General features: G+C 65.9%; 19 protein-coding genes and 4 tRNA genes. 14 read left to right on the forward strand and 9 right to left on the reverse strand.

Going from position 1 to position 22637, the window contains the following annotated elements; genetic code table 11:
• Positions 1-172 precede the first annotated feature (172 nt).
• The 6 genes from HMPREF1136_RS07840 to HMPREF1136_RS07865 all read left to right on the forward strand — a co-directional run bounded on the left by HMPREF1136_RS07840 (position 173) and on the right by HMPREF1136_RS07865 (position 5665).
• Positions 173-253, forward strand: a tRNA-Leu gene (locus tag HMPREF1136_RS07840).
• Positions 254-303: 50 nt separating this feature from the next.
• On the forward strand, positions 304-777 hold the full coding sequence (locus tag HMPREF1136_RS07845) for a peroxiredoxin (protein ID WP_034505413.1): 474 nt from the start codon (positions 304-306) through the stop codon (positions 775-777).
• 71 nt (positions 778-848) lie between these two features.
• Positions 849-1985 (forward strand): hypothetical protein, encoded by a 1137-nt coding sequence (locus tag HMPREF1136_RS10325; RefSeq protein WP_009648798.1) that lies wholly within the window; start codon positions 849-851, stop codon positions 1983-1985.
• Positions 1986-2093: 108 nt separating this feature from the next.
• Positions 2094-2879 (forward strand): ABC transporter ATP-binding protein, encoded by a 786-nt coding sequence (locus HMPREF1136_RS07855; protein WP_009648790.1) that lies wholly within the window; start codon positions 2094-2096, stop codon positions 2877-2879.
• Positions 2864-4561 carry a hypothetical protein gene (locus tag HMPREF1136_RS07860; RefSeq protein WP_009648806.1) on the forward strand — a complete coding sequence of 566 codons (1698 nt, stop codon included), beginning with the start codon at positions 2864-2866 and terminating at the stop codon, positions 4559-4561. The genes HMPREF1136_RS07855 and HMPREF1136_RS07860 overlap by 16 nt, the downstream gene beginning before the upstream one ends.
• A 270-nt stretch (positions 4562-4831) precedes the next feature.
• Positions 4832-5665, forward strand: a complete 834-nt coding sequence (locus tag HMPREF1136_RS07865; RefSeq protein WP_009648828.1) for a hypothetical protein — start codon at positions 4832-4834, stop codon at positions 5663-5665.
• Between the two features lie 778 nt (positions 5666-6443).
• Here the strand turns inward: HMPREF1136_RS07865 and HMPREF1136_RS07870 are convergent.
• Both HMPREF1136_RS07870 and HMPREF1136_RS07875 read right to left on the reverse strand, forming a co-directional pair.
• Positions 6444-6516: transfer RNA gene (locus tag HMPREF1136_RS07870), tRNA-Lys, on the reverse strand.
• Positions 6517-6549: 33 nt separating this feature from the next.
• Positions 6550-6622 (reverse strand) — tRNA-Lys (locus tag HMPREF1136_RS07875).
• 143 nt (positions 6623-6765) lie between these two features.
• On the opposite strand from HMPREF1136_RS07875, the gene HMPREF1136_RS07880 reads away from it, so the two are divergent.
• Positions 6766-7434, forward strand: a complete 669-nt coding sequence (locus HMPREF1136_RS07880) for a metal-dependent transcriptional regulator (RefSeq protein ID WP_009648819.1) — start codon at positions 6766-6768, stop codon at positions 7432-7434.
• A 127-nt stretch (positions 7435-7561) separates the two neighbouring features.
• On the opposite strand, the gene HMPREF1136_RS07885 is transcribed toward HMPREF1136_RS07880, so the two are convergent.
• Positions 7562-8008: an HIT family protein gene (locus HMPREF1136_RS07885; RefSeq protein ID WP_009648834.1), complete on the reverse strand. Its 447-nt coding sequence runs from the start codon at positions 8006-8008 to the stop codon at positions 7562-7564.
• Positions 8009-8132: 124 nt separating this feature from the next.
• Here HMPREF1136_RS07885 and HMPREF1136_RS07890 point away from each other — a divergent pair, with 124 nt between their 5' ends.
• On the forward strand, positions 8133-11063 hold the full coding sequence (locus HMPREF1136_RS07890; protein WP_009648813.1) for a leucine--tRNA ligase: 2931 nt from the start codon (positions 8133-8135) through the stop codon (positions 11061-11063).
• A 6-nt stretch (positions 11064-11069) separates the two neighbouring features.
• Complete coding sequence (locus tag HMPREF1136_RS07895; RefSeq protein ID WP_009648786.1) at positions 11070-12107, forward strand: Fpg/Nei family DNA glycosylase; 1038 nt, start codon at positions 11070-11072, stop codon at positions 12105-12107.
• 58 nt (positions 12108-12165) lie between these two features.
• On the opposite strand, the gene HMPREF1136_RS07900 is transcribed toward HMPREF1136_RS07895, so the two are convergent.
• The 4 genes from HMPREF1136_RS07900 to HMPREF1136_RS07915 all read right to left on the reverse strand — a co-directional run bounded on the left by HMPREF1136_RS07900 (position 12166) and on the right by HMPREF1136_RS07915 (position 15104).
• Complete coding sequence (locus HMPREF1136_RS07900; protein ID WP_009648805.1) at positions 12166-12657, reverse strand: GNAT family N-acetyltransferase; 492 nt, start codon at positions 12655-12657, stop codon at positions 12166-12168.
• A gap of 85 nt (positions 12658-12742) precedes the next feature.
• Positions 12743-13387, reverse strand: a complete 645-nt coding sequence (cysE, locus tag HMPREF1136_RS07905; protein ID WP_009648799.1) for a serine O-acetyltransferase — start codon at positions 13385-13387, stop codon at positions 12743-12745.
• Between the two features lie 91 nt (positions 13388-13478).
• Positions 13479-14411: a cysteine synthase A gene (cysK, locus tag HMPREF1136_RS07910; RefSeq protein ID WP_009648781.1), complete on the reverse strand. Its 933-nt coding sequence runs from the start codon at positions 14409-14411 to the stop codon at positions 13479-13481.
• 36 nt (positions 14412-14447) lie between these two features.
• On the reverse strand, positions 14448-15104 hold the full coding sequence (locus tag HMPREF1136_RS07915) for an IMPACT family protein (protein WP_009648816.1): 657 nt from the start codon (positions 15102-15104) through the stop codon (positions 14448-14450).
• Positions 15105-15282: 178 nt separating this feature from the next.
• On the opposite strand from HMPREF1136_RS07915, the gene rpmF reads away from it, so the two are divergent.
• From rpmF to HMPREF1136_RS07930, 3 genes are all read left to right on the forward strand, one after another.
• On the forward strand, positions 15283-15453 hold the full coding sequence (rpmF, locus tag HMPREF1136_RS07920; RefSeq protein ID WP_003792889.1) for a 50S ribosomal protein L32: 171 nt from the start codon (positions 15283-15285) through the stop codon (positions 15451-15453).
• Between the two features lie 127 nt (positions 15454-15580).
• A complete protein-coding gene (locus tag HMPREF1136_RS07925; protein ID WP_009648808.1) occupies positions 15581-16852 on the forward strand; it encodes a cation:proton antiporter in 1272 nt (423 codons plus the stop codon).
• A 36-nt stretch (positions 16853-16888) separates the two neighbouring features.
• Positions 16889-16964: transfer RNA gene (locus tag HMPREF1136_RS07930), tRNA-Arg, on the forward strand.
• A gap of 110 nt (positions 16965-17074) precedes the next feature.
• Here the strand turns inward: HMPREF1136_RS07930 and HMPREF1136_RS07935 are convergent.
• Together HMPREF1136_RS07935 and HMPREF1136_RS07940 are read right to left on the reverse strand one after the other, a co-directional pair.
• On the reverse strand, positions 17075-17848 hold the full coding sequence (locus tag HMPREF1136_RS07935; RefSeq protein ID WP_034505430.1) for a Fic/DOC family protein: 774 nt from the start codon (positions 17846-17848) through the stop codon (positions 17075-17077).
• Positions 17841-18050, reverse strand: a complete 210-nt coding sequence (locus HMPREF1136_RS07940; RefSeq protein WP_009648796.1) for a hypothetical protein — start codon at positions 18048-18050, stop codon at positions 17841-17843. The genes HMPREF1136_RS07935 and HMPREF1136_RS07940 overlap by 8 nt, the downstream gene beginning before the upstream one ends.
• Before the next feature lie 913 nt (positions 18051-18963).
• Here HMPREF1136_RS07940 and HMPREF1136_RS07945 point away from each other — a divergent pair.
• Both HMPREF1136_RS07945 and metE read left to right on the forward strand, forming a co-directional pair.
• On the forward strand, positions 18964-19947 hold the full coding sequence (locus tag HMPREF1136_RS07945; protein ID WP_034505433.1) for a methylenetetrahydrofolate reductase: 984 nt from the start codon (positions 18964-18966) through the stop codon (positions 19945-19947).
• An 83-nt stretch (positions 19948-20030) separates the two neighbouring features.
• Positions 20031-22352 carry a 5-methyltetrahydropteroyltriglutamate--homocysteine S-methyltransferase gene (gene metE, locus HMPREF1136_RS07950; protein WP_009648825.1) on the forward strand — a complete coding sequence of 774 codons (2322 nt, stop codon included), beginning with the start codon at positions 20031-20033 and terminating at the stop codon, positions 22350-22352.
• Positions 22353-22637 lie beyond the last annotated feature (285 nt).

The following is a 22637-nucleotide window of genomic DNA, read 5'->3' on the forward strand; positions in this document are numbered from 1 at the left end:
GTGCGGTGCGCAGGCGCTTCCCGGACCGCGCTGCCCCTTCTTGACAGGTCGTCCCCCCAGGCATACGCGCCCTACCCGCCACGCGTATGAGGGACACCACCCTGTGGCGGTAGGATGCCTCGTCATATTGTGTTCGGACGTGGCGGCTCCCATCGGTTAGACTTGGGTGCGCGCGCGAGTGGCGGAATTGGCAGACGCGCTGGATTTAGGTTCCAGTGTCTTTGACGTGTGGGTTCGAGTCCCATCTCGCGCACCGGCATCGCCCCCTCGCAGTGGGGGAGCGACCCTCATAGACTGAGGGGCATGAGCACTTTGGACATCGGCCAGCAGGCCCCCGATTTTACCGTCGACACCACCCAGGGGACGCTGTCCCTGTCGGATCTCCTCGCCGCTTCCCCGCGGGGTGTCGTTGTCTATTTCTACCCGAAGGCATCCACGCCCGGTTGCACGAAGGAAGCCTGCGACTTCCGTGATTCCCTGGCCTCCCTGACCGGTGCTGGCTACTCCGTTATCGGCGTGTCTGCCGACTCGATGGCTGCTCTTGAACGCTTTGCGGAGAAGCAATCTTTGACCTTCCCGCTGGCTTCCGACCCCGATCACGAGGTCCTCGAGGCCTACGGTGCGTGGGGGGAGAAGAAGAACTACGGTCGCACGTACGTCGGTATCATCCGCTCCACCGTCGTCGTTGCCCCGGATGGCACCGTGGCCCTGGCTCAGTACAACGTGAAGGCCACCGGTCACGTGGCTCGTCTGCGCAAGGCGCTCGGGATCGACTAACCCCTTGCTTCCTGAGTAATCATCTACTACGCTTGTTCAACAAGTGTTAGTTGAGTGTTGATGGAGGACTCATGGGGGCTGCAATGCCGGACGCATACCGGGTCGGCTCAGGATCGGTCACGCCCGACTATCCGGGAGGCGTGCCCACGCGTCTGGCTCACCGTCCCGCCCTGCCCGCCGAGGCCTCGGCCCCCACCACGCAACCCACGAAACAAGCCTTCACTCCCGCGCCCGAAGCGCCGACGAAGAATGGCCAGCCGCGAATTGCTTCCCTCTCGTCCGACGTCGAACGCACGGTCATCGCGTGCGTCCCACCCCGGAACGGGTACCCCTTAATCGCGCGGTCATCGCCGACCACCAAGCCCACGCCGGTCGTCACACCCGCACCGAAGGACGAATACACCTCGGCGGTCGTGACCCCCTCCGCCTCCTACACGCAGCCGAGCACGACCTCCGCGCCGCAGGTCGCCCCGCCCACGCTGCCGCTGAGCCGCTACTCGCCCCAGCAGCAGAGCTTCGCGCCACGCGAGGAGACCCCCACCGAGCGGGAATACGCCCACTGTGACGAGGCCTCGGCAGCCTTCTACGGGGACAGTGACGATGACTGGAGCGCCGAGCACGACCTGCCCACGCGTGCCGATGTCGCACTGAATAGGCGAGCGTCTCGCGTTCCTCGGAGCGTGCCGGGTGAGCAGGTTGTCGCCCGCTTTACCGAAGCCGACAAGGAACGCCGCCGGGACGCGCGTGCCTATCGCTACGAGGAACTGGACGAGCGCCCGCCCCTGCGCCGCGAGCGCCCCAAGCGGCGCACGCGTGCCAAGTACGGCCTCGCCATGTTTATCGTCGGTTTCCTGCTGGCTATCCTCCTGGCTGTCGGTGCCTACGTGGGGATGTCCTACCTGCGTACTGTGGCAGCCAACAACCTGGCGCACTCGCTCGATGCGTGCTCGGTGAGCGGTCCCTACGCCCGCCTGGCCTCCGACAAGGCCTCCCTGACTCTCGTGGCCTACGGGGACGGGGCCAACGGTCTGTCGCAGACGGACTTCCGCTGCATCCTGAATGAGCTCGACACTCCGTCGTCGGTGCGTGAGCGCATGCTGATCACTCGCGCGGTCGACGGTGCTCAGCACGAGGAATGGAAGGTCTACCGCGTGACCTGGACGTATCACCCCGAGGATGGACTCAGCGTCGTCCTAAGCACCCGATAGGAACACCATCAGGAGTCATCTCAGGGATCACGATCTGAGATATTGTGTCGGATGAGTCACGGCACCGCCGTAAAATCAACAGGCATTTCACGCGTGAAGGAGCCTGTTGTGTCCGATACACTGCCCGCCGCCCCCGTCGGCGACGATATTGCCTTGGCAATCCGAGGCCTCGTCAAGATATACGGAAACCTCGTCGCCGTCGCCGACCTCTCCCTCGACATTCCCACCGGGTCGTTCTACGGGATCGTCGGCCCCAACGGTGCCGGTAAAACCACGACGCTGACCATGGCCACCGGCCTGCTGACCCCCGACCGTGGCACCGCCTACGTGCACGGCGTCGATGTGTGGGGTGACACCCAGCGGGCGCGCGGCCTGCTCGGCGTCATGCCCGACGGCATGCGCCTCCTCGACCGACTCTCCGGCCCCGACTTCCTCGTCCACGTCGGCATGCTGCACGGGTTGGATGCCTCTACCGCCCGCGAGCGCGCCCAGGAACTGCTGGCCGCCCTCGATCTGGCCGAGGCGGGCAAGAAGCTGATCAGCGACTACTCGGCCGGCATGACGAAGAAGATCGCGCTGTCCGCCGCCCTCATCCACTCCCCGCGTGTGCTCGTCCTCGACGAACCCTTCGAGGCCGTCGACCCCGTCTCCGCGGCCAATATCCGCCAGATCCTCACCGACTACACGCGCCGAGGCGGCACCGTCATCCTGTCCTCGCATGTGATGGCGACCGTCCAGCAGCTGTGCACGCACGTTGCCATCATCGACAAGGGGCGCGTCCTCGTCGCCGGCACCACCGACGAGGTCGCCCAGGGCGGCGACCTGGGGGAGCGCTTCACCTCCCTGGTCGGCGGCGTCCACTCCGAGGAAGGCCTGTCGTGGTTGGGCAACTGATTCGCCTCAAGCTCCGCATCATCTGGAATACGGTTCGTCGCCAGACTGCCGTGCTGGTGCTCGCGATCCTCGGCACCCTGCAGTTCGGGACCATGTATGTGGGCGCGCTGGTGGGAACCGCCTTCCTTTCTCAATCCGAAGGAGCAGCGACCCTTGCGGCGGTGCTGCCCATCGTGGGTCCCATCGTCTTCCTCCTGTGGTTGATCCTGCCGATCCTGTTCTCAGCGATGGATAATTCGCTGGATCCCGTGCGCCTGTCGCCCTACGTCGGGCCGAGCAAACGCCTCGGTGCGGCGCTGGCGGCATCGACGGCCGTGGGTCCAGGCGGTCTCCTATCCGCCATGGCTCTCTTTGCGCCCGTCTGGTTTGCCCTGTGGCGTGCCCAGTGGGTGGCGGCCCTCGGGTGGCTCCTCGCAGGCATTGTCACTCTTCCTCTTGCGGTGCTGTGGGCGCGCGCGGTCGGAACCTGGTTTGCGGTGCGCCTGGATAGCTCGGGCAAGAAAGACACACTGACCATGGTCGGCTTCGTGACCTTCTTCGTCGTGCTGACCCCGCTGGGCTACTGGATGAAACTCCTGTCGGAGAATTTCTCAGCCGAGGTCTTCTACGCCGGGATGAACGTCGCTTTGTGGACGCCCGTCGGCGCGCCCTTCGGCGTCGTCGCCTCGCTGCTCGAGGGCGCGTGGGTGGCCGCCGCGATCCGTGCGCTCATCACGGTGGCCACGGCCGTCGTCGGCTGGCGTGCCTGGCTGGCCGTCCTGCGCCCCGTCATGAGCGGCTATGCCGGCCCCATTAGTGTCGACGCGCAGCACGCTATCGACGAGGGGCGCCACCTCATCGATGAGTCCGTCGAGGAGGACGCGCGAGGACAGCGCACTGCCCAATCTCGTGCGGCTGGCCTGCGCAGCGTCGATACGTTCACGCGGCTGGGCCTCGGGGGACGCAGCGCTTCGCTGGCTGCGCGTACGCTGCGCTACTGGGTCGTAGATCCCCGCCTCAACATGAACCTGGTGTTTGCCGTGATCTTCCCGATCATCGGAGTCCTCATGGGGCGCGTGGGTACTGAGGACCACATGAGTCAGCTCCTGTACACAGGCATTTTCCTCTACCTGGTGCCCATCACGTCGGGCATGGCCGTCGGCGCACTCATGCAATACGATTCGACGGGCGCGTGGATCGTCGTCTCATCCGGTATGAGCGGGCGTGAGGAGCGTCGCGGCCGCCTCGTGGGCTCCCTCATCATCCTCATTCCCCAGGTCATCGGATACCTCATTCACGATGTCGTCGCAGGAGTGAGTGCCGCGGACTTCGTGTTCCACCAGGTGATGGGTGTCGTCCTCTTTTCGGGCGCGACCGCCACGACCCTCGTCGTGAATGCGCGCTGGGTGTATCCGGTTCAGCCTCCGGGCGTCTCACCGATGGCGACGAAGGGCACCGGGTCGTTCCTGATGACGATGCTCCTGCAGCTCATCGGCTTCGCGGGGGTCGCGGTTCTGCAGCTGCCCTCCTATGTGCTCATCGCCTTGGCGTCCTTCGGCCTCATTCCGACGTGGGTTGCCTACGCGGTTGCTCTGCCGTGGTCCGTCCTCATCCTGGAGGGTGCCGTGCGCGTCGGTGGGCGCGTCTGGGACCGCTACGCGGTGGCCGCGCTCACCACGATTCGCAGCTGGCCGGGACACTGACCATCGTTCTGCGTCTCCTGCCCGAGGCCGGGGTCCCCCACGGGGTTCCCCGGCCTCGTCGTGTCAGGAGTGACCCGTATGCGGAAGATGGTCGTCACGGTGGGAGAGTGTCGCTTCGTGTGTCGGCGCAGGTCAGCGTGCGTGCAGCGAATACGAGCGAGAGTGAGGGATTCAGAAATACCGATATCGGTACGTAAATCAGCAGACAAGTAAATGGATACAGAGTAATCTCATGTCTGGAACGTAACCTATCAACACAAGGAAACCTCTATGCGTGCCCCATTGTTCAAGCGCGCCGTGGCTGTCGCCGCCACGCTCTGCGCTGCACTCGCTCCCAGTCTCCTGGCGCGGCCCGCGCTCGCGGCGGATGTTGCGGGACCAGCCACGTGCTACCTCGCGGACGAGAATGACAACATCCTCGAGCCGAGACGTCAATACGTGCCAAATGACGGGGCCGGTGAGATTCCCGTGCATCCCAGCCCGGTCGTTCCCGGCCAGTACACACTGGAAATCAGCGCACCGGCGCTCAACTTCGATCCCGACCAGCCCGATGTCCATTTCGTGTGCGAAGTCTTCTATTCCGCCCTGGGGAGCGTGCGCCTCGTGGACGCCGATGGAACCGTGCTGGCGACGCAGCGCTACGGCAATGATCCGTACAATCCCTCGCGCGCTGCTGCGACGCCCCTGCCCGCACTTCCCGAGGGATATGAGATTGTCCCCGGCCAAGCCGTCTTTGGCTACGATGCGGCCGCCGGGACAGTCGATCCCAACAACCCTGCTCACGCGCGCGCTGTCGGCGTGAACACGGACATTCAGGTGCGCAAGGTGGCTGCTGACCCAACGCCGGAACCGTCACCGTCGAACCCCGTGGTACCCGTACCGGGGGAGACTCCTGCCCCAACTCCCAGGGCACCTGAGACTCCGACCCCTGCTGAGTCCACGACTCCTGCTCCTTCGACGCCCATGACTCCGACTCCCGCGGCGTCCTCACCTACCCCGCGACTGGCGCACACGGGTGCCGATGCGTCGGGACTGACGAGCGTGGTTGCCTTCCTCGCCCTCCTCGGTGTCAGCGCAGTCGCTGTGCGCAGATTCCGCGGCTGACGAGGCCGCTCCGCCCAAAGTGCAGACCACCTCGCCGAAAAATGGCAAAAATGGGCTGTTATGGGTGAGGTGGTCTGCGATTTGGGCGAATCCGGGAACGCGACGCCCCCTTCGGCACCCTCCACCCACGGGTCTGCGCAGGACCCTGACCACAGCTCCAGCTAGCTCACGTCGTGGGCTTCATCCGGTGCTCTAACCGCCTGTTCGTTTCCCATCCTCCCCTCGCCCCAACCTGGCTGCCGACGCCTGAGCCGAGTCCCACCAGGCATACATCCCCCTGACGACGACGGCTGGGCAGCCACTCCACGAACTCATCACAATGCCTCGCCGCGGAGTTGATGCCGTTCAGCGTCGTGATATAGCGGGGGTTGACACCGCCAACGCGAACGACCTGTAGACGTCTGACCGTGGCGGATTATTGGGCAGCCATACGCGGGGTTCGATGCAATAGTGACAGGAACGAGGCAAACGCGACCACCCACAACCGTGACTTTCCCGCGCAACACGGCCGCAAAGTCACCGCCCCAGCAACACGATATGTCCACCCTTCAAGTTGACTCCCACCACCTACAACACCGACTTTCCCGCACCAACAAGCCGACAAGTCACCACAAAACCAACACGTTGTGTCCTTTAACCCATGTTCGGGTAGTCGAATTGCGTGCGAGTGTCTGGGGGCCTTGAGGTGCCTGCCGGCGGTCCGCATGGACCGGGGGGCTGAAGGGGAGTAGTCACCCAGATACGAAAGACCGGTGATCCGAGGATCACCGGTCTTCTGTGCGTCATGGGGGACTTGAACCCTCAACCCGCTGATTAAGAGTCAGCTGCTCTGCCAATTGAGCTAATGACGCGGGAACTCTCACCGGCGGTAGCCGGGAAAGCTGTGCGTCATGGGGGACTTGAACCCTCAACCCGCTGATTAAGAGTCAGCTGCTCTGCCAATTGAGCTAATGACGCGGGGGTTTTGCAACCGAGAGATAAATATACACAGATTGGTGGCTGCGTACAAGTTAATGCGCCCATCAGTGTCCTATGTCGCATCCTGGGCGGTTGGGGAGGGCGTTCTTGCCTACAATGGGAGCCCGGATGAAAGGGAGAGCATGTCGGAGGCGTCGAGCGACTACTCAACGGTCGTTGAGGACATCCTGAAGCTCGTGTGGAGCGCCGAGGAAGCCGGCCGTGACGGCGTGAAACCGAAGGATATCGGCGAGCACATGGGAGTGGTTCCCTCGACGACGACGGAGAACGTGCAGCGCCTCGTACGACAGGGACTGGTCACGCACGAACCGTACGGGCGCGTGCGCCTGACGGAGCAGGGGCGCGGGGTCGCCCTGGGGATGGTGCGCCGCCATCGGCTCCTGGAGACCTACCTGCATGAGGCCCTCGGCTTTTCCTGGGATGAGGTGCACGAGGAGGCGGAGATTCTTGAGCATGCCGTCTCCGAGCGGCTCCTCAATCGCCTCGACAAGGTGCTCGGTTATCCCACGCGCGATCCGCACGGCGACCCGATCCCGCGTGCGGATGGTTCGAGCGACGAGATCCCAGGAGCTCCTCTGGACACCCTCCCGGTTGGGAATGGGGGAGAGGTCGAGCGTTTGCCCGATCGTGACCCGCAGGCGCTGCGCGCGTGGGAGGAAGCGGGACTCGTGCCCGGTGCCCACGTCGTCGTCCGTGCCAGTGAGGCTGGTGGGATTGTGGTCTCCCTCGAGGACGGGCAGATGGTGCACATCAAGGACACCCAGGCCTCGGGCATCATTGTGCGCGGCTGAGTGCGCTTTCGCCTCTCGCTCAACGTTGCCAGTGACGAGGCCGTGGCCGCGCCCGCTGATCCGCGCTGCGTGGGCGGGAGTGGGGCGAGGCCACGGCCTAGCTGAGTGAGAGGGTGATGGGTAAGCGTCAGGCGAGTGCCGGGGAATTCATGGTCGCGGGCACGTGGGCCTTGTGGCCCGCGGCGAGGAGCGCTTCGCGCAGTGCGGCCATGGTGGCGTCGAGATCCTTGTCGGAGGCCGGGGTAGCCTTCGACAGGAGAATGTCGGTCTCGTCGCGCAGGGGGATGACGTGCAGGTGGGTGTGGGGCACCTCGAAGCCAGCGATGGCCAGGCCCGCGCGCGGAACGCCGAATGCCGCCTTCTGGGCGAGACCAATCGCGCGCGCCACCTTCATGAGGTGCGCTGCGACGTCCGAGGGGGCATCGGTCCACGCCTCATAGGGGCAGCGCGGGACGACCAGGACGTGCCCGGGTGAGGTGGGTTCAATCGTGGCGAATGCGACGCACAGGTCGTCGGCCCACACGAAGCGTCCGGGCCAGACGCCCGAGATGATGTTTTCAAAAACAGTGCTCATGCGACTATTGTCACCTATTTGTGCTCGCTTCGGTGGGCGGGCGCATCCGGCGACGTGGGCGGGCGTGAACTACCCTGGTGAGGAGTATTGTTACGCGACCCATCGTTAAGCGAGGAACGCACAGATGAGCGAAAATCCGCAGAGTGCCCCGGCCCAGCGCTACACCGCGCAGCTCGCCGGTCAGATCGAGACGAAGTGGCAGGACCGTTGGGAGGAGCTGGGCACGTTCTACGCGGACAACCCGACCGGTGCCCTGGCTGGCCCGCTGGCGTCACGCACCCCCTACTTCATCCTCGACATGTTCCCCTACCCCTCGGGTAAGGGCCTGCACGTGGGGCACCCGCTCGGCTACATCGCGACCGATACACTGGCGCGCTACCGCCGTATGAAGGGCGACAACGTCCTGTACACGATGGGCTACGACGCTTTCGGCCTGCCCGCCGAGCAGTACGCCGTCCAGACCGGCCAACACCCGGCCATCACCACGAACCAGAACATCGCGAACATGCGCCGCCAGCTGCGCCGCATGGGACTGTCCCACGACTCGCGCCGCTCGTTTGCGACCACCGACATTGAGTACGTGCACTGGACGCAGTGGATCTTCCTGCAGGTCTTCAACTCGTGGTTCGACCCGCAGGCCACGGCACCCGACGGTTCGAAGGGTGCCGCTCGCCCGATCAGTGAGCTGATCGCCAAGCTCGAGTCCGGTGAGATCCTCCCCGAGGACGGCTCCGATTACAACTCGCTCGACCGCGCCGCCCAGGCGAAGGTCGTCGACTCCTACCGCCTCGCCTACGTCTCCGAGGCACCCGTCAACTGGTGCCCCGGCCTCGGCACGGTCCTGGCCAACGAAGAGGTCACCGCGGACGGACGCTCCGAGCGCGGCAACTACCCGGTCTTCAAGCGCAATCTGCGTCAGTGGATGATGCGCATCACCGCCTACGGCAAGCGCCTGGCCGACGACCTCGACACCATCAACTGGCCCGAGAAGGTGCGCACCATGCAGCGCAACTGGATCGGTCGCTCCGAGGGTGCCACCGTCCGCTTCGACGTGCCCGGCGCGCGCGAGGCGGGGGCCTGCCTCGACTCCCTGGACGTCTACACGACGCGCCCCGACACCCTCTTCGGCGCGACCTTCATGGTCGTGGCCCCCGAGCACCCGATCCTCGGTGGCACCGTCGGCGGCGACGCGGGCGACGAAGCCGCCCTCACCCTGCCGGCCTCCTGGCCTGAGGGCACGAAGGACGCGTGGACGGGCGGTGCCGCCACCCCTGCGGCGGCCGTGAGCGCATACCGCGCCCAGGCCTCGGCCAAGTCCGAAGCCGAGCGTGCCGACGAAGAGCGCACCAAGACCGGCGTATTCACCGGCCTGTTCGGCATCGACCCCGTCAATGGTCGCGAGGTCCCGATCTTCGTCGCCGACTACGTCCTGTGGGGTTACGGCACGGGTGCCATCATGGCCGTGCCCGCCCACGACGACCGCGACTGGGCCTTCGCTCGCGCCTACGACCTTGACGTCGTGCGCACCATCGGACCCGCCGACGATCCCTACGGCCCCGACCTCGAGGTCGGCGCGTACACGGGTGACGGCGTCGCCGTCGACTCCGCAAACGACGAGATCGACCTCAACGGCCTCGGCAAGGACGAGGCCAAGGCTGCGATGACCGCCTGGCTCACTGAGAAGGGCCTGGGCAAGCGCACCGTCACCTACCGCCTGCGCGACTGGCTCTTCAGCCGCCAGCGCTACTGGGGCGAACCTTTCCCGATCGTCTGGGACGAGGACGGCGTCGCACACGCCCTGCCCGAGGAGATGCTCCCCGTCGAGCTGCCCGAGGTCAGCGACTACAGCCCGCGCACCTTCGATCCGGACGACGCCGACTCCTCGCCCGAGGCTCCGCTGGGCCGCGCCGAGGACTGGGTGAACGTCACCCTCGACCTGGGCGACGGTCCCAAGCGCTACCGCCGCGAGACCAACACGATGCCCCAATGGGCGGGTTCGTGCTGGTACGAGATGCGCTACACCGACCCGACGAACTCGGAGCGCTTCGCCGATCCGGAAAACCTCGACTACTGGATGGGGCCGCGCGAGGGCAAGGTCAGCGGCGGCACCGACATGTACGTCGGCGGCGTCGAGCACGCGGTCCTGCACCTGCTCTACGCGCGCTTCTGGCAGAAGGTTCTTTTCGACCTGGGCCACGTGCCGGACTCCGAGCCCTACCACACGCTCTTCAACCAGGGTTACGTGCAGGCCTACGCCTACACTGACGCGCGCGGCCAGTACGTGCCCGCCGACGAGGTTGAGGGCGACGAGACGGAGGGCTTCACCTACCAGGGCCAGCCCGTGGGCCGCGAGTACGGCAAGATGGGCAAGTCCCTGAAGAACATTGTCACGCCCGACGAGATGTACGACGCTTACGGTGCCGACGTCTTCCGCGTGTACGAGATGAGCATGGGTCCCCTCGACCTGTCGCGCCCGTGGGAGACCCGCGCGGTCATCGGCTCTCAGCGCTTCCTGCAGCGCCTGTGGCGTAACGCCATCGACGAGGAGACCGGCGAGCTCACGGTCACTGACGAGCCTGCGGATGAGAAGACGCGCCGCCTCGTGGCCCGCACGATCGCCGAGGTCACCGAAGAGTACGAGAACCTGCGCATCAACACCGCGATCTCGAAGCTCATCGTCCTCAACAACCACCTGACCAGCCTGGATACCGCCCCGCGCGACGCCATCGAGCCGCTGGTTCTCATGCTCGCCCCGGTTGCTCCGCACCTGTGTGAGGAGCTGTGGAGTCGTCTGGGACACGAGGATTCCCTGGCTCGTGAGCCCTTCCCGGTCGTCGAGGACGCTTCGCTGCTGGTGGAGGACACTGTCACGGCCGTCGTCCAGGTCAACGGTAAAGTGAAGGCCCGCATCGAGGTCGCCCCCTCGATTTCCGAGGAGGACCTGATCGCGGCCGCCCTGGCAGAGGCCCCGATCATCAAGGCCCTCGGTGGCTCCGAGCCGCTCAAGGTCATCGCCCGCGCGCCGAAGCTGGTCAACGTCGTCGTTAAGAAGTGAGGTCGCATGCCTGAAGGCGATGCAGTCCGTCGCCTAGCCGGTACCCTCGACGAGCTTTTCGTCGGGGGTATCGTCTCGGCGTCGTCCCCGCAGGGACGTTTCGCGTCCTCAGCAGCCCTCCTGGACGGGTGGGTCATGCAGCGGGTGCGCGTGCACGGTAAACACATGTTCATCGGTTTCGTGCCGCCCGCCCCGGGCGAGACGTACGAGGCCGGGGTGGCCCTCCTCGAGGGGGCTGCGGCCGGCAGTGGGGAGCCGATCCTCGGTGAGGACGCCCCCTGGCCAGACCGCTGGGTGCACATCCACCTGGGGCTGTACGGCTGGTGGCGATTCAACGGCGATGAGACCGTCATCGACGAGGGGCACGGTGTTGCTCACCGCATCCCGAACGTCCAGAAGGGGGAGTGGAACGGCCACACCGAGACCCGCTGGGGCGAGGGCTTCGGCGAGGCCAAGGCGGGGGAATGGGAGCCTCCAGAGCCGGTCGGCGCCGTGCGCCTGCGCGTGTATAACGACCATGCGGTCGCCGACCTGATCGGACCCAACCGCTGCGACCTCATTACCGATGAGGAGCGCATCACAGCGGAGTCGAAGCTGGGGCCGGATCCCCTGGATGCCGGGGCACGCTCCGACGTCGAGGCCATGGAACGTTTCGCCCAGGTCGCCCACTCGAAGAAGCGGGCCATCGGCGAGATCGTCATGGACCAGTCGATCATCGCCGGCGTGGGCAACATCTACCGCGCCGACGCCCTCTTCCTCGCGGGCATTTCGCCGCACCGCAAGGGCGCAAACATTTCGCTCAAGCGCCTGCGCGAGCTGTGGGTCCTCATCTGCGACCTCATGAACCGCGGTCTGGCCGCCGGTCGCCTGGATACGATGGACCCGGACGAGGCCCCGAACCCACCGATTGAGGGTGACGAGGAAGCCTCGCGGTGGTACGCGTACCACCGCACGGGCCGTCCGTGCCTGCGCTGCGGGACGCCGATCCGCGAGGCGCTCATGCAGAACCGGCGCCTGTTCTGGTGTCCATCCTGCCAGCGCTGAGCGCGTGAAAAATCGTCAGGGGGGTGCGGGCCGAGAGGTCCGCACTCCTCGCCATTTGTCAGGCGATCTCCTCGAAGCCGAGCATCGAGTACAGCTCGCGAGCACCGCCGTGGCGCGCATCCAGGCGCAGGGCGAGGGAGTCGAAACCCCAGTGGGTGCACCTGGAGGCCACCTCCGAGACGAGGGCGGTTGCGATGCCTCGCCTGCGGTAGTCCGGCGCGACGATGAGGTCCACGACGAAGGGACCATTCGGCGCGTCATCCCAGGGGGATTCACGTACCACGAGGATCGCGCCGACGAGGGTGCCGCCGTCCCAGGCTCCCACGAAGGAATCCTCGGTGGTATCACCGAAGGCACCTTCAAAGGTAAGACGGAGTTCCTCGGATGTTTCAAGGAGCGCCTCGGGCGTGACAGCATCGTCGTACGCCTCGAGGGTGAGCACCGCAAGAGCGGGAATGTCGAATGTTGTGAGCGTGGCGATCTCAATACCCTGGGGGCGATTCGCCGCTGACAACGCGTCCAGTGGGGCATGTAGAGTTCGAGCTTCCATAAACCAACTATAGGTGAGGGTGCTCACTTTGTCGCGGGCCGCAATCAAAATGCCCCATTGCGGCCCGACCAGCGGTGTTGGGGGCTCAGATGTAGAGCGCCGGCTCCTGGAAGAAGTACGCGGGATCGACGATCAAATCGCGGTCGCGCGTATCCTTTTCGGGCTTGGGCAACAGACGCGCGGGCACGCCAATCGCGACGTTTCCGCAGGGCACGTCCTTGACGACGACGGCGTTCGCGCCGATCTTGACACCCGTGCCCACGGTGATGGGGCCGAGCACCTTCGCGCCCGCGCCGATCATCACGTGATCGCCGACCGTGGGGTGGCGCTTGCCTGGTGTCATGGCGACGCCGCCCAGGGTAACTCCGTGGAAGATGACGACGTCGTTGCCGACCTCGGCGGTCTGGCCGATGACGACGCCGGTCGCGTGGTCGATGAAGACGCGGCGTCCGATACGTGCCTCAGGGTGGATGTCGACGCCGGTGAGGGCGCGGGCCGCTGACGAAAGGACGCGCGCGGGAGTGCGGGCACCACGGGTCCACAGGGCATGGGAGACGCGGTGGGTCCACAGGGCGTGCACGCCCGGGTACGTCAGGGCGATCTCCAGAGCGGAGGTGGCCGCTGGGTCGCGGCGCTGCGCCGTCACCAGATCTTCGCGAAACAGACCGATCGCCTTGGTGGGCAGCGTCCGAGACAGGGCACGCGACAGGGTGCGAACGGTGAGCTTCACGGGAGTCCTCCTACGGTGGATGGATGGGTGAATGCACAGGTGGCCCCGGACATTCTCTCCGGGGCCACTCTAGCGCGTCATAGCAGGTTGTTCAGTCCTCAAGACCGGCGAAAAGAGCAGTCGAGAGGTAACGCTCACCCGTGTCGGGCAGGAGTGTGACAAACTTCTTGCCGGCCAGCTCGGGGCGGGCTGCCACGACCGCGGTTCCGGCCAGGGCTGCGCCCGACGAGATACCCACGAGCAGGCCCTCCTCGGCGGCTGCACGGCGAGCAAACTCGAGTGCGGTAGCGGTCTCCACGGACACAACCTCGTCGATGAGATCGGCGTCGAAGGTGTCGGGCACGAAGTTGGGCATGAGGCCCTGGATGCCGTGCGGGCCGGGGGCACCGCCGGTGAGCAGCGGTGACTCGGCGGGCTGGACGGCGACGATGCGCACGTTCGGGTTCTTATCCTTCAAGACTCGCGCGACGCCCGAGATGGTGCCGCCCGTGCCCACGCCGGCGACGAACACGTCGACCTGACCCTCGGTGTCCGCCCAGATCTCCTCGCCCGTGTGGGCGATGTGCGCGGCGGGGTTCGCGGGGTTCGTGAACTGGGAGGCGATGATCGCGCCCGGACGCTCGGAGGCGATGCGCTCGGCCTCGGCGACTGCGACGGAGACGCCGCCCTTGGGGTCAGTGAGAACCAGTTCGGCACCGAAGGCGCGCACAATCGCGCGTCGCTCAACGGACATCGAGGCGGGCATGACGATGACGACCTTGTAGCCGCGAGCCGCGCCCACCATTGACAGGGCGATACCCGTGTTACCCGAGGTGGCCTCGACAATCGTGCCGCCGGGGGCCAGCGCGCCCGAGGCCTCAGCCGCGTCGATGATCGAGCGGGCGATGCGGTCCTTGACGGAGGAGGCGGGATTGAAGGATTCAACCTTTGCGACGACGTCCACGCCGTCGCCGGCGACATGGTTGATGCGAACGAGGGGAGTGTCGCCGATCAGATCGGCGACAGTGGAGGCGATGCGAGCCATGAGGGGTCCTTCCATAAGCGGTGTACCCCAGAATTCTCAACCAGCTGTCGGAGCCTCGTCTAGTTCAACCTGGCGGGTTTCCACGTAGCGAAACTTTGCAACACCGGACGAGGCCTGGGCCAGACATGCGTCAATCGGCTCCCGGTCGCTCGGATTGATCGCGATGCGCAACGTCACGTTCGTGCCCCAGATCGTGTCCACGACCGTGGCTCCGCGGCCTCGTAGCTCCGCCTCGATACGCCCCGCATCCCCGGGGCGGAGCTGCGTTTCAAGGATGTCGCGTCCGACCAGGTAGGCGATGGGAGCGCGGGCGACAGCCTCGGACACCGACGTCGAATACGCGCGCACGAGGCCGCCTCCGCCAAGTAGGATCCCCCCGAAGTAACGCGTCACGACAGCCGTCGCGTTCCACGTGTCAGAGGCGCGCAGGGCCTCCAGCATCGGAGTACCCGCCGTGCCCGACGGCTCCCCGTCGTCCGAGGAATGCTGCAAGGGAGCGGCATCCGGCGGATCGATCAGGTATGCGGAGCAGTTGTGACGCGCCTGCGGGTGCTCGGACTTGACCGCGTCGATGAGTGCACGAGCTTCCTGCGGAGTGTCCGTCCTGGCGAGCGTCGTAATAAAGCGGGAACGCTTGATCTCAATCTCGTGGGTGAGAAGCGTGCCAGAGGCGAGCGTGCGAAGAACGGACATGAGGCCAGTCTAGGGGAGAGTTCCCAGCTCCCAGTCTGTAACCAGAATCGCAGGCGCACCCGCCCGCGCGATATGCCACACGCGCAAGGTCCGTGGTAGTCTAGTCGGGTTGTCGCCGTGCGCCCGCGTGGCGCACCGAACCAGAATAGTCGTCGAGAAAGAAGAGGAGCGGTAAGACATGGCAGTTCCCAAGCGTAAGATGTCCCGTGCGAACACCCGCACCCGCCGGTCTACCTGGAAGGCTGATCTTACCGAGCTGAACACCGTCAAGGTCGCCGGCCGTGAGATCCGTGTGCCCCGCCGCCTGGCCAAGGCATACAAGAACGGCCTCCTGGACGTCGAGGGCTGACCTCGCATCCACGCACGGGCCCGGGACTAGTCGTCCCGGGCCTTTGTCATGCCCGCAATTCGACGCGACGCGCCCGCGTGTTACGCGGCACCGCACCATCGATCCTTTTGCCCCGTCAGGAGCGCACATGAACATGCCGATCACCATCCTCGCCGCGACCGATGCAACGAGCCACGGCCTCGTCGCCTCCTCCACAGCGACCGACACTGAGGGATCTATCGTCTCCCTCTTCATCATCGCAGCCGCAGCCGCCGTCGCACCTCTCCTCGCTTCTCTGACGCACAAGCGCGTACCTGACGTCGTGTGGCTGCTGATCCTGGGCGTCGCCGTCGGGCCGAACGCGCTGGGCTTCGCCTCGCTGACCGAACCGATCTCCGTGTTCCGTGAGGTCGGCATGGGCATGCTCTTCCTCATCGCGGGCACCGAAATTGACGTGCAAGAAGTGCACGGGAGCGCCGGTAAGCGCTCCCTGGCCACGTGGCTGGCCTGCTTCGGGATCGGCCTGGCAGTGTCATGGGTGGCCGTCGCTGCCTCCGGGACCACCGGCGTGGGGTACTCGACCTACATCGCGCTCGCTATCGCGCTGACCTCGACCGCGCTGGGCACCCTTCTGCCTATCCTCATGGAGGCCGGTGTCATGGGCACCACCATCGGCAAAGCCGTTCTGGTGCACGGTGCCATCGGCGAACTCGCGCCCATCGTCGCCATGTCGCTGCTGCTCTCCGCACGCAGCCCCTGGCTCTCCTTCGGCGTCCTCATGTTCTTCGTACTCGCCACCATCGTCGCCGTCGCAATCCCCACGCGATTCGTGCTGCGCCACCCCGAGATCGGGCGGACGATCCTGCACGGTGCCCAGACCTCGCAAAAGACCCTCATGCGCGTCGTCATGGTCATCCTGACGGGCCTCATGGCCCTGTCAGCGGTCCTGGACCTGGACATGGTGCTCGGCGCTTTCGCCGCCGGTATCATCGTGCGCGCCCTCGCACCCGGTAACTTCACCATGATCGAAGGGGAACTGCGCACGCTCGGCTTCTCTTTCCTGATCCCCCTGTTCTTCGTCACGTCCGGAATGGCCATCTCGCTGAGCGCCGTCGCCGCTCACCCGTTCCTGCTCGTGAGCTTGGTCGGCGCGATCCTCCTCGTGCGTGGCGTGCCCATCGTCGCTCTCGAGCGCTTCCATGGGACCATCGAGCGGGTCGGCTGGTCGGACGCGACGCGCATCGGCCTGTACGGCGCGACCGGCTTGCCGATTATCGTCGCCGTTACCGGCCTGGCATCCTCAACGGGCATCATCCCGACCTGGCTGGCCTCCCTGCTGGTCGTCGCCGGTGCCCTATCGGTCCTGCTATTCCCGCTTCTGGCCTTCCTACTGGGCCGCGCCGTTGGAAAGCGCGGCTAACCTCCGCTAGTCTTACAGGCAGCGCACATGCGCCATGCCTCCGTAGCTCAATGGATAGAGCGAGGGCCTTCTAATCCCGAGGTTGCAGGTTCGAGTCCTGTCGGAGGCGCCACCGATCCGCACCGGACGCGCGTTGCTGTGCTCACTCCCGCGTGAGACGCGCCGACGCCGAGCGGGGAGCCGACCAGCCGTCGTCGTCCGGATCCCCGGCTCTGTGTGCTCTCAACGCTCCTCAATGGGAATGATGGACCGGGCGCGTCGCTGGTCCTCAGTCAACGGAGCGATCACCTCGGCGAGAGTATCGGCCATCGGAGTGTGATCGTGGTAGTCCTGAAAGTAATAGCGCGCCGCGACGAAACGCTCACGAACAGGATTCGTGACGCCCGCCAGTCGATCCTCGCGGCTCGGAGGCAGGAATGCTCTCGCATCCAGGTGGTAGCCCGCGTGGTGGGCGAGTTCGGAGAAAAACACGAGCTGCGAGCGCGTGTTTCCCTCGCGGAAGGAATGCACGACGTTGAGAGACACCCAGCGCAGTGCCAGGTTGTCGACGAACTCACTCAGCGCCAGTCCGCGTAGATAATCGGCCTCCTGAAGGAGCGCGTACTCGTGCGTCGCGGCCTCGGTCAGCTGCCGCCCTGCCGGCGCATATTCGTGCGGGACCGAATAGTCGCGCGGGTCAAAGTCGGGGAACGCTGACACGTCGGGGCCGAACTTGATCATTGGTCCGCCCATTGGTGCACTGCGCTCCTGGCCTGCCCACGCAAAAGTGTCCTGGAAGATGTGACGATGAATTGCCTTCATGTGGTCGTAGTCGAAGCGGCCCAGGAGAGGGGAACGTACGAGCTCAATGAGGCGCAGCCGCGCCCAGTGCTCCTCCAACGCACCGACCGCCACCATCGACGGTATACCGTCGGGGAAACGCCCACCGCGAGTGAACTTGTTACGCATCGCGTGGGTCCCTGGGATGAAATAGGCATCCCATGATGGATCACTCATGGTTCACACCAAACTTCGCGTAGAGGTACTCCTCACCGAGATGCCCCGCTTCCTCGACGGTGATCTCGCCGCTCGCTGCCTTGGCGTGAAGCTCGCGCAGATAAGGATCTGAGACCGTGTGCCCCGCGAGATACAGGGCGGCGTCAGCAAAATTCAAGCAGTCTTGCGGTGTCACGGATGGTGCCGTGCGGATGTCGGACATATGAATGCTCCTCATCGGGTGACCGGCGTCCATGCCGGAACAGTTCTAAGAGGTGAGACGACAGCTCAGTTGAACGAGGCCGTGGCCCCCGCCTTGGGGCACGTGCGGCGCTCGCGCAGCGGCGTGGACTGCTACGTCGCCACCTCCACATGATACTCGCGAACCAAGCGCGGGCGGGGGAGCGTGGATCGTCTCGGGTGTGGAGACATCGGTGTCGCCCATGATGGAAGTATCGACGCGGGCATGCTCATCTGCGTCCCGAGCGACTCTGTCGCGCAGTCCATGGGCCGACGGAGGTTCATCCTACGGGGCGCAGGGGTTCGTGCTCCGCGCTGCGCGACCAGTGTGTCATAATAAGGGGAGTCGAACAGTTGCTGCTGTCCGACTCCCCGGTTTCCGGGATGGTCTTAGCTACCCATGAGGGTGCTCAGCAGGAATGCAATCGCCCAGATCAGCTGTGGCAGTGTCGTTACCACTGCTACAGCGATCTGGGCTTTCTGCTTCCCATCCAGACCAGTCCGCCTCCGTTGACGCGAACGTCGGCCTTGTGCCAACCCAGTCACCTCCTCTCATCGGTATCAACTCCCCGGCAGGAGTGCTGCTGGCCCGGGGGCGATGCCGTGGAGGCACCACCATCGTCGCACCGCCCACCCTCATGTCGTGTCGCGTGAGACAGCGCTGTCACAAACTCCCGTTCCGCGGACCCCTTCTGCGGGCACCTCTCGGTGGTGACCATACTGGGTGGCATGAACGCACGAACGATTGTCACCCGTCGCATGTACGGGTCGATTCGTGCCCGAATGTGCAGCTGACGCCGACGTCCGCCATTCCCTAGGCTACGCCCCGCCGCTACAACACCAGCTGCACACACGTGCACTCAGACGGGACGATGCCGCTACCCGAGAGTTTCACCGTGCCCTTCTCCGACGACGACTACGCCTGTCCCTGTACCCATGACCACGAGCCCACGCTCCTCTCCTTCGAGGTGATGCCCCCGCGCAAGCCTTCGTTGGAAGCCCCCTTCTGGGACACGGTTGATCGCCTCCTCCAGGTTCGCCCGGACTTCATGTCCGTGACCTACGGTGCCGGAGGTAAGGATCGTAACAATGCCCGCTCGACGGTCCAGCGCCTCGTACGAGACACCCCGATCCAGCCGATCGCGCACCTGACCTGCGTCGGCAATTCCACGGCCGAGGTCGTCTCCACCGTGCACGACTACCTGGAGTCGGGCGTGCGAACCTTCCTGGCCCTGCGCGGAGACCCGCCGGTCGGGCAAGAGGACTGGGAACCCGGCCCGGGCGGTGTCGCGAGCGCGACGGAACTCATTCATCTCATCCGCACGGTTGAAAGACGCCGCTGCAACGCTCACCCGGGCGAGGCCCTGCGCTCCGCCTTCAAGCCCCTGACCATCGCGGTCGCCGCGTTCCCAGCGGGTAACCCGGCGGCGGGCACGACGCCCCAGCAGGAGGTCGAGCGCCTCCTCGTCAAGCAGGCGGCGGGTGCGTCCTTCGCGATCACGCAGCTGTTCTGGGACGCCGAAGTTTACGCGTCCTTCGTCGAGCGCGCCCGTCGCGCCGGCGTCACTATCCCGATTGTTCCCGGCCTGCTGCCGGCCACGGATCCGGCGCGCCTGCGCCGCGTCCAGGACCTCACCGGTATCGAGGTCCCCGAACAGCTTCTGACGACACTGGCTGGTTTCGAGGAGCAGGAGCGCCGCGACGAGTTCGGCGCGGCCTTCGGATCCTGCCTCATTCACTCCGTCTTGGACGCGGGTGCTCCAGGCGTCCACCTCTACACCTTCAACAAGGCCAAGCCCGTCCTCGACATTCTCGCGCTCATGGGAGTGACACCGGACCCGCAATGGTCCCCGGCCTCGCACCCCTTCACGCATCACTGAGCGCATCCCGTCAATCCACCCCGCGGCCGGGTGCGGGCCTCGCCCGCGTGCGCCGCACGAGTAGCACACCCAAGGAGATCACTATGTCCGCTGCCCCCGCGCAGTTCCCCACCGCCACGATCCTGGCCTATCCGCGTATCGGACGCGGCCGCGAACTCAAGCGCGCCCTCGAAGCCCGTTGGGCTGGCCGCATCACCGAGGCCGAGCTGCTGAACGCTGCTGACGACCTGCGTAAGGAGAACCTGGCGCGCCTCGTTGAGCTCGGTCTGAACCCCTCGGACGCCTCTCTGGCCGACGCACCCTCGCTCTACGACCACGTCCTGGACGCCACGATTCTCTTGGGTGCTATCCCGCCGCGCTTCGTCGGCCGGCAGGGCCTCGACCTCTACTTCGCGCTGGCCCGCGGCGACGACAAGGTCGGCCCCGAAGAGATGACGAAGTGGTTCGACACGAACTACCACTACCTCGTCCCCGAGATCGGCCCCGACACGCCGCTGCACTTCGCCGACGACACGGTCGTGCGCCGCTTCGCCGACGCCCGCGAGTGGGGCTACGTGACCCGTCCCGTCCTGGTCGGCCCAGTCACCTACCTGGCCCTGGCCAAGGCCGATCCGGCCACCCCCGATTTCGATCCGCTCACCCGCATCGACGAGGCCGTGGCCGCGTACGCGGATGCGCTGGCTGCTTTGCATGCCGCGGGTGCTCCGTGGGTCCAGCTCGATGAGCCTGCCCTTACCTCCGACAACCTCTCGCGAACCCGCGCCGAGCTGGGCGAGCTGGCAGCCCGCGTCTACGAGCGCCTGGCTTCTGCCACCGAGCGTCCCCAGATCCTGCTCACCACCCCCTACGGCGACGCCTCCCACGCTGTGGCTGCCCTGGCCAAGACGGGTGTCGAGGCCCTCCACGTCGACACGCTGCGCGGTTCCCTCCCCGAGGGCGCAGACCTGTCCGGCGTCACCCTCGTCGTCGGCGGCGTCGACGGCCGCTACATCTGGCGCGCCGACCTGGCCCAGCTGCGCGAGACTCTGAAGGCCGCACAGGCCCTGGGAGCCGCCCGCGTCACCGTCGCCACCTCGAATTCCCTCCAGCACGTGCCCCACGACACTGCGCTCGAGACCTGGGACGACCCGGCCCTCAACGAGAACCTGCACGCTTGGCTCGCCTTCGCCGACCAGAAGGTTCTCGAGGTCGTCACCCTGGCCCGCGGCCTGGACGAGGGCTGGGACGCCATCGACGCCGGGGTCGCTGAAGCGACCCGCGTCCTCGAGCAGCGCGCTGCCGCCCCCGGCGTCGTGCGCCCCGAGGTCCGCGCCCGTACCGCCGCCCTGACAGATGCAGACCGCACCCGCGAGCCCTACCTGGAGCGCGAGGCCGCTCAGACCGAGCGTCTGCACCTGCCCCCGCTGCCCACGACGACCATCGGTTCGTTCCCGCAGACCACCGAGATCCGCAAGGCCCGCGCCGCTAACGCGCGCGGTGAACTCTCCGACGCGGACTACCAGGCGCGCATGCGCGAGGAGATCGCATCCGTCATCACCCTGCAGGAGGAGCTTGGCCTGGACGTCCTCGTCCACGGCGAAGCCGAGCGTAACGACATGGTCCAGTACTTCGCCGAGTTGCTCGACGGCTTCGCAGCCACGCGTAACGGCTGGGTACAGTCCTACGGCTCGCGCTGCACGCGCCCGTCGATCCTGTGGGGCGACGTCTCGCGCCCCGCGCCCATGACCGTGGGATGGACCACCTACGCCCAGTCGCTGACCGACAAGCCCGTCAAGGGCATGCTCACCGGCCCCGTCACGATCATCGCGTGGTCCTTCCCGCGCAACGACCTGCCGCTCGGCGAGATCGCCGACCAGATCGGTCTGGCCCTGCGCGACGAGGTGTCCGACCTCGAGGCTGCCGGCATTGCTGCCATCCAGGTCGACGAACCCGCCCTGCGCGAGCTTCTGCCCCTGGACGCTGACCGCCACGCTGACTACCTGAACTGGTCCGTGGGATCCTTCCGCCTGGCCACCTCCTCGGTGCGCCCGGATACTCAGATCCACACGCACCTGTGCTACTCCGAGTTCGGCCAGATCATCGATGCCATCAAGGGCCTGGACGCCGATGTGACGTCCATCGAGGCAGCGCGCTCCAAGATGGAGGTCGTCCCCGAACTGGCCGAGGCTGGCTTTGACCACGGCATTGGTCCCGGCGTGTGGGACATCCATGCCCCCCGCGTTCCCAGCACCGAGGAACTCGTCGAGCTCATCGGCCTGGCCGCTGACGCCGTGCCGGTCTCGCGACTGTGGGTGAACCCCGACTGCGGACTGAAGACCCGCGGCTACGAGGAAACGAAGGCGTCGCTGGACAACCTTGTCTCCGCTACTCGACAAGTGCGTGCCCAGCGCGGCCTGGAGGCCTGAAAAGTCCTCGAGGCACTAGGACGTGGGCGGGACCGAATGGTCCCGCCCACGTCCGTATCCGCTGATCCCACGTGCTGTACGTCGGCGACACCGCCATGGAGGAACGTGTGCATCCACGCGCAGACATCGTTGTTACACAATCTCACGGTGTGGACTTGATGTTGCTCGGAAGGAATCCGTCCGACAGACTAGAGCCATGACGACCTTCGCGAACCCCATGTGCTGCCCCTCCGGCGGCATGATGTCGCGAATGTGTATGTGATTGACGCCCCAGATACCCCTGTC

Source organism: Actinomyces sp. ICM47 (assembly GCF_000278725.1).
In the GTDB taxonomy this organism is placed as follows: Bacteria; Actinomycetota; Actinomycetes; order Actinomycetales; family Actinomycetaceae; genus Pauljensenia.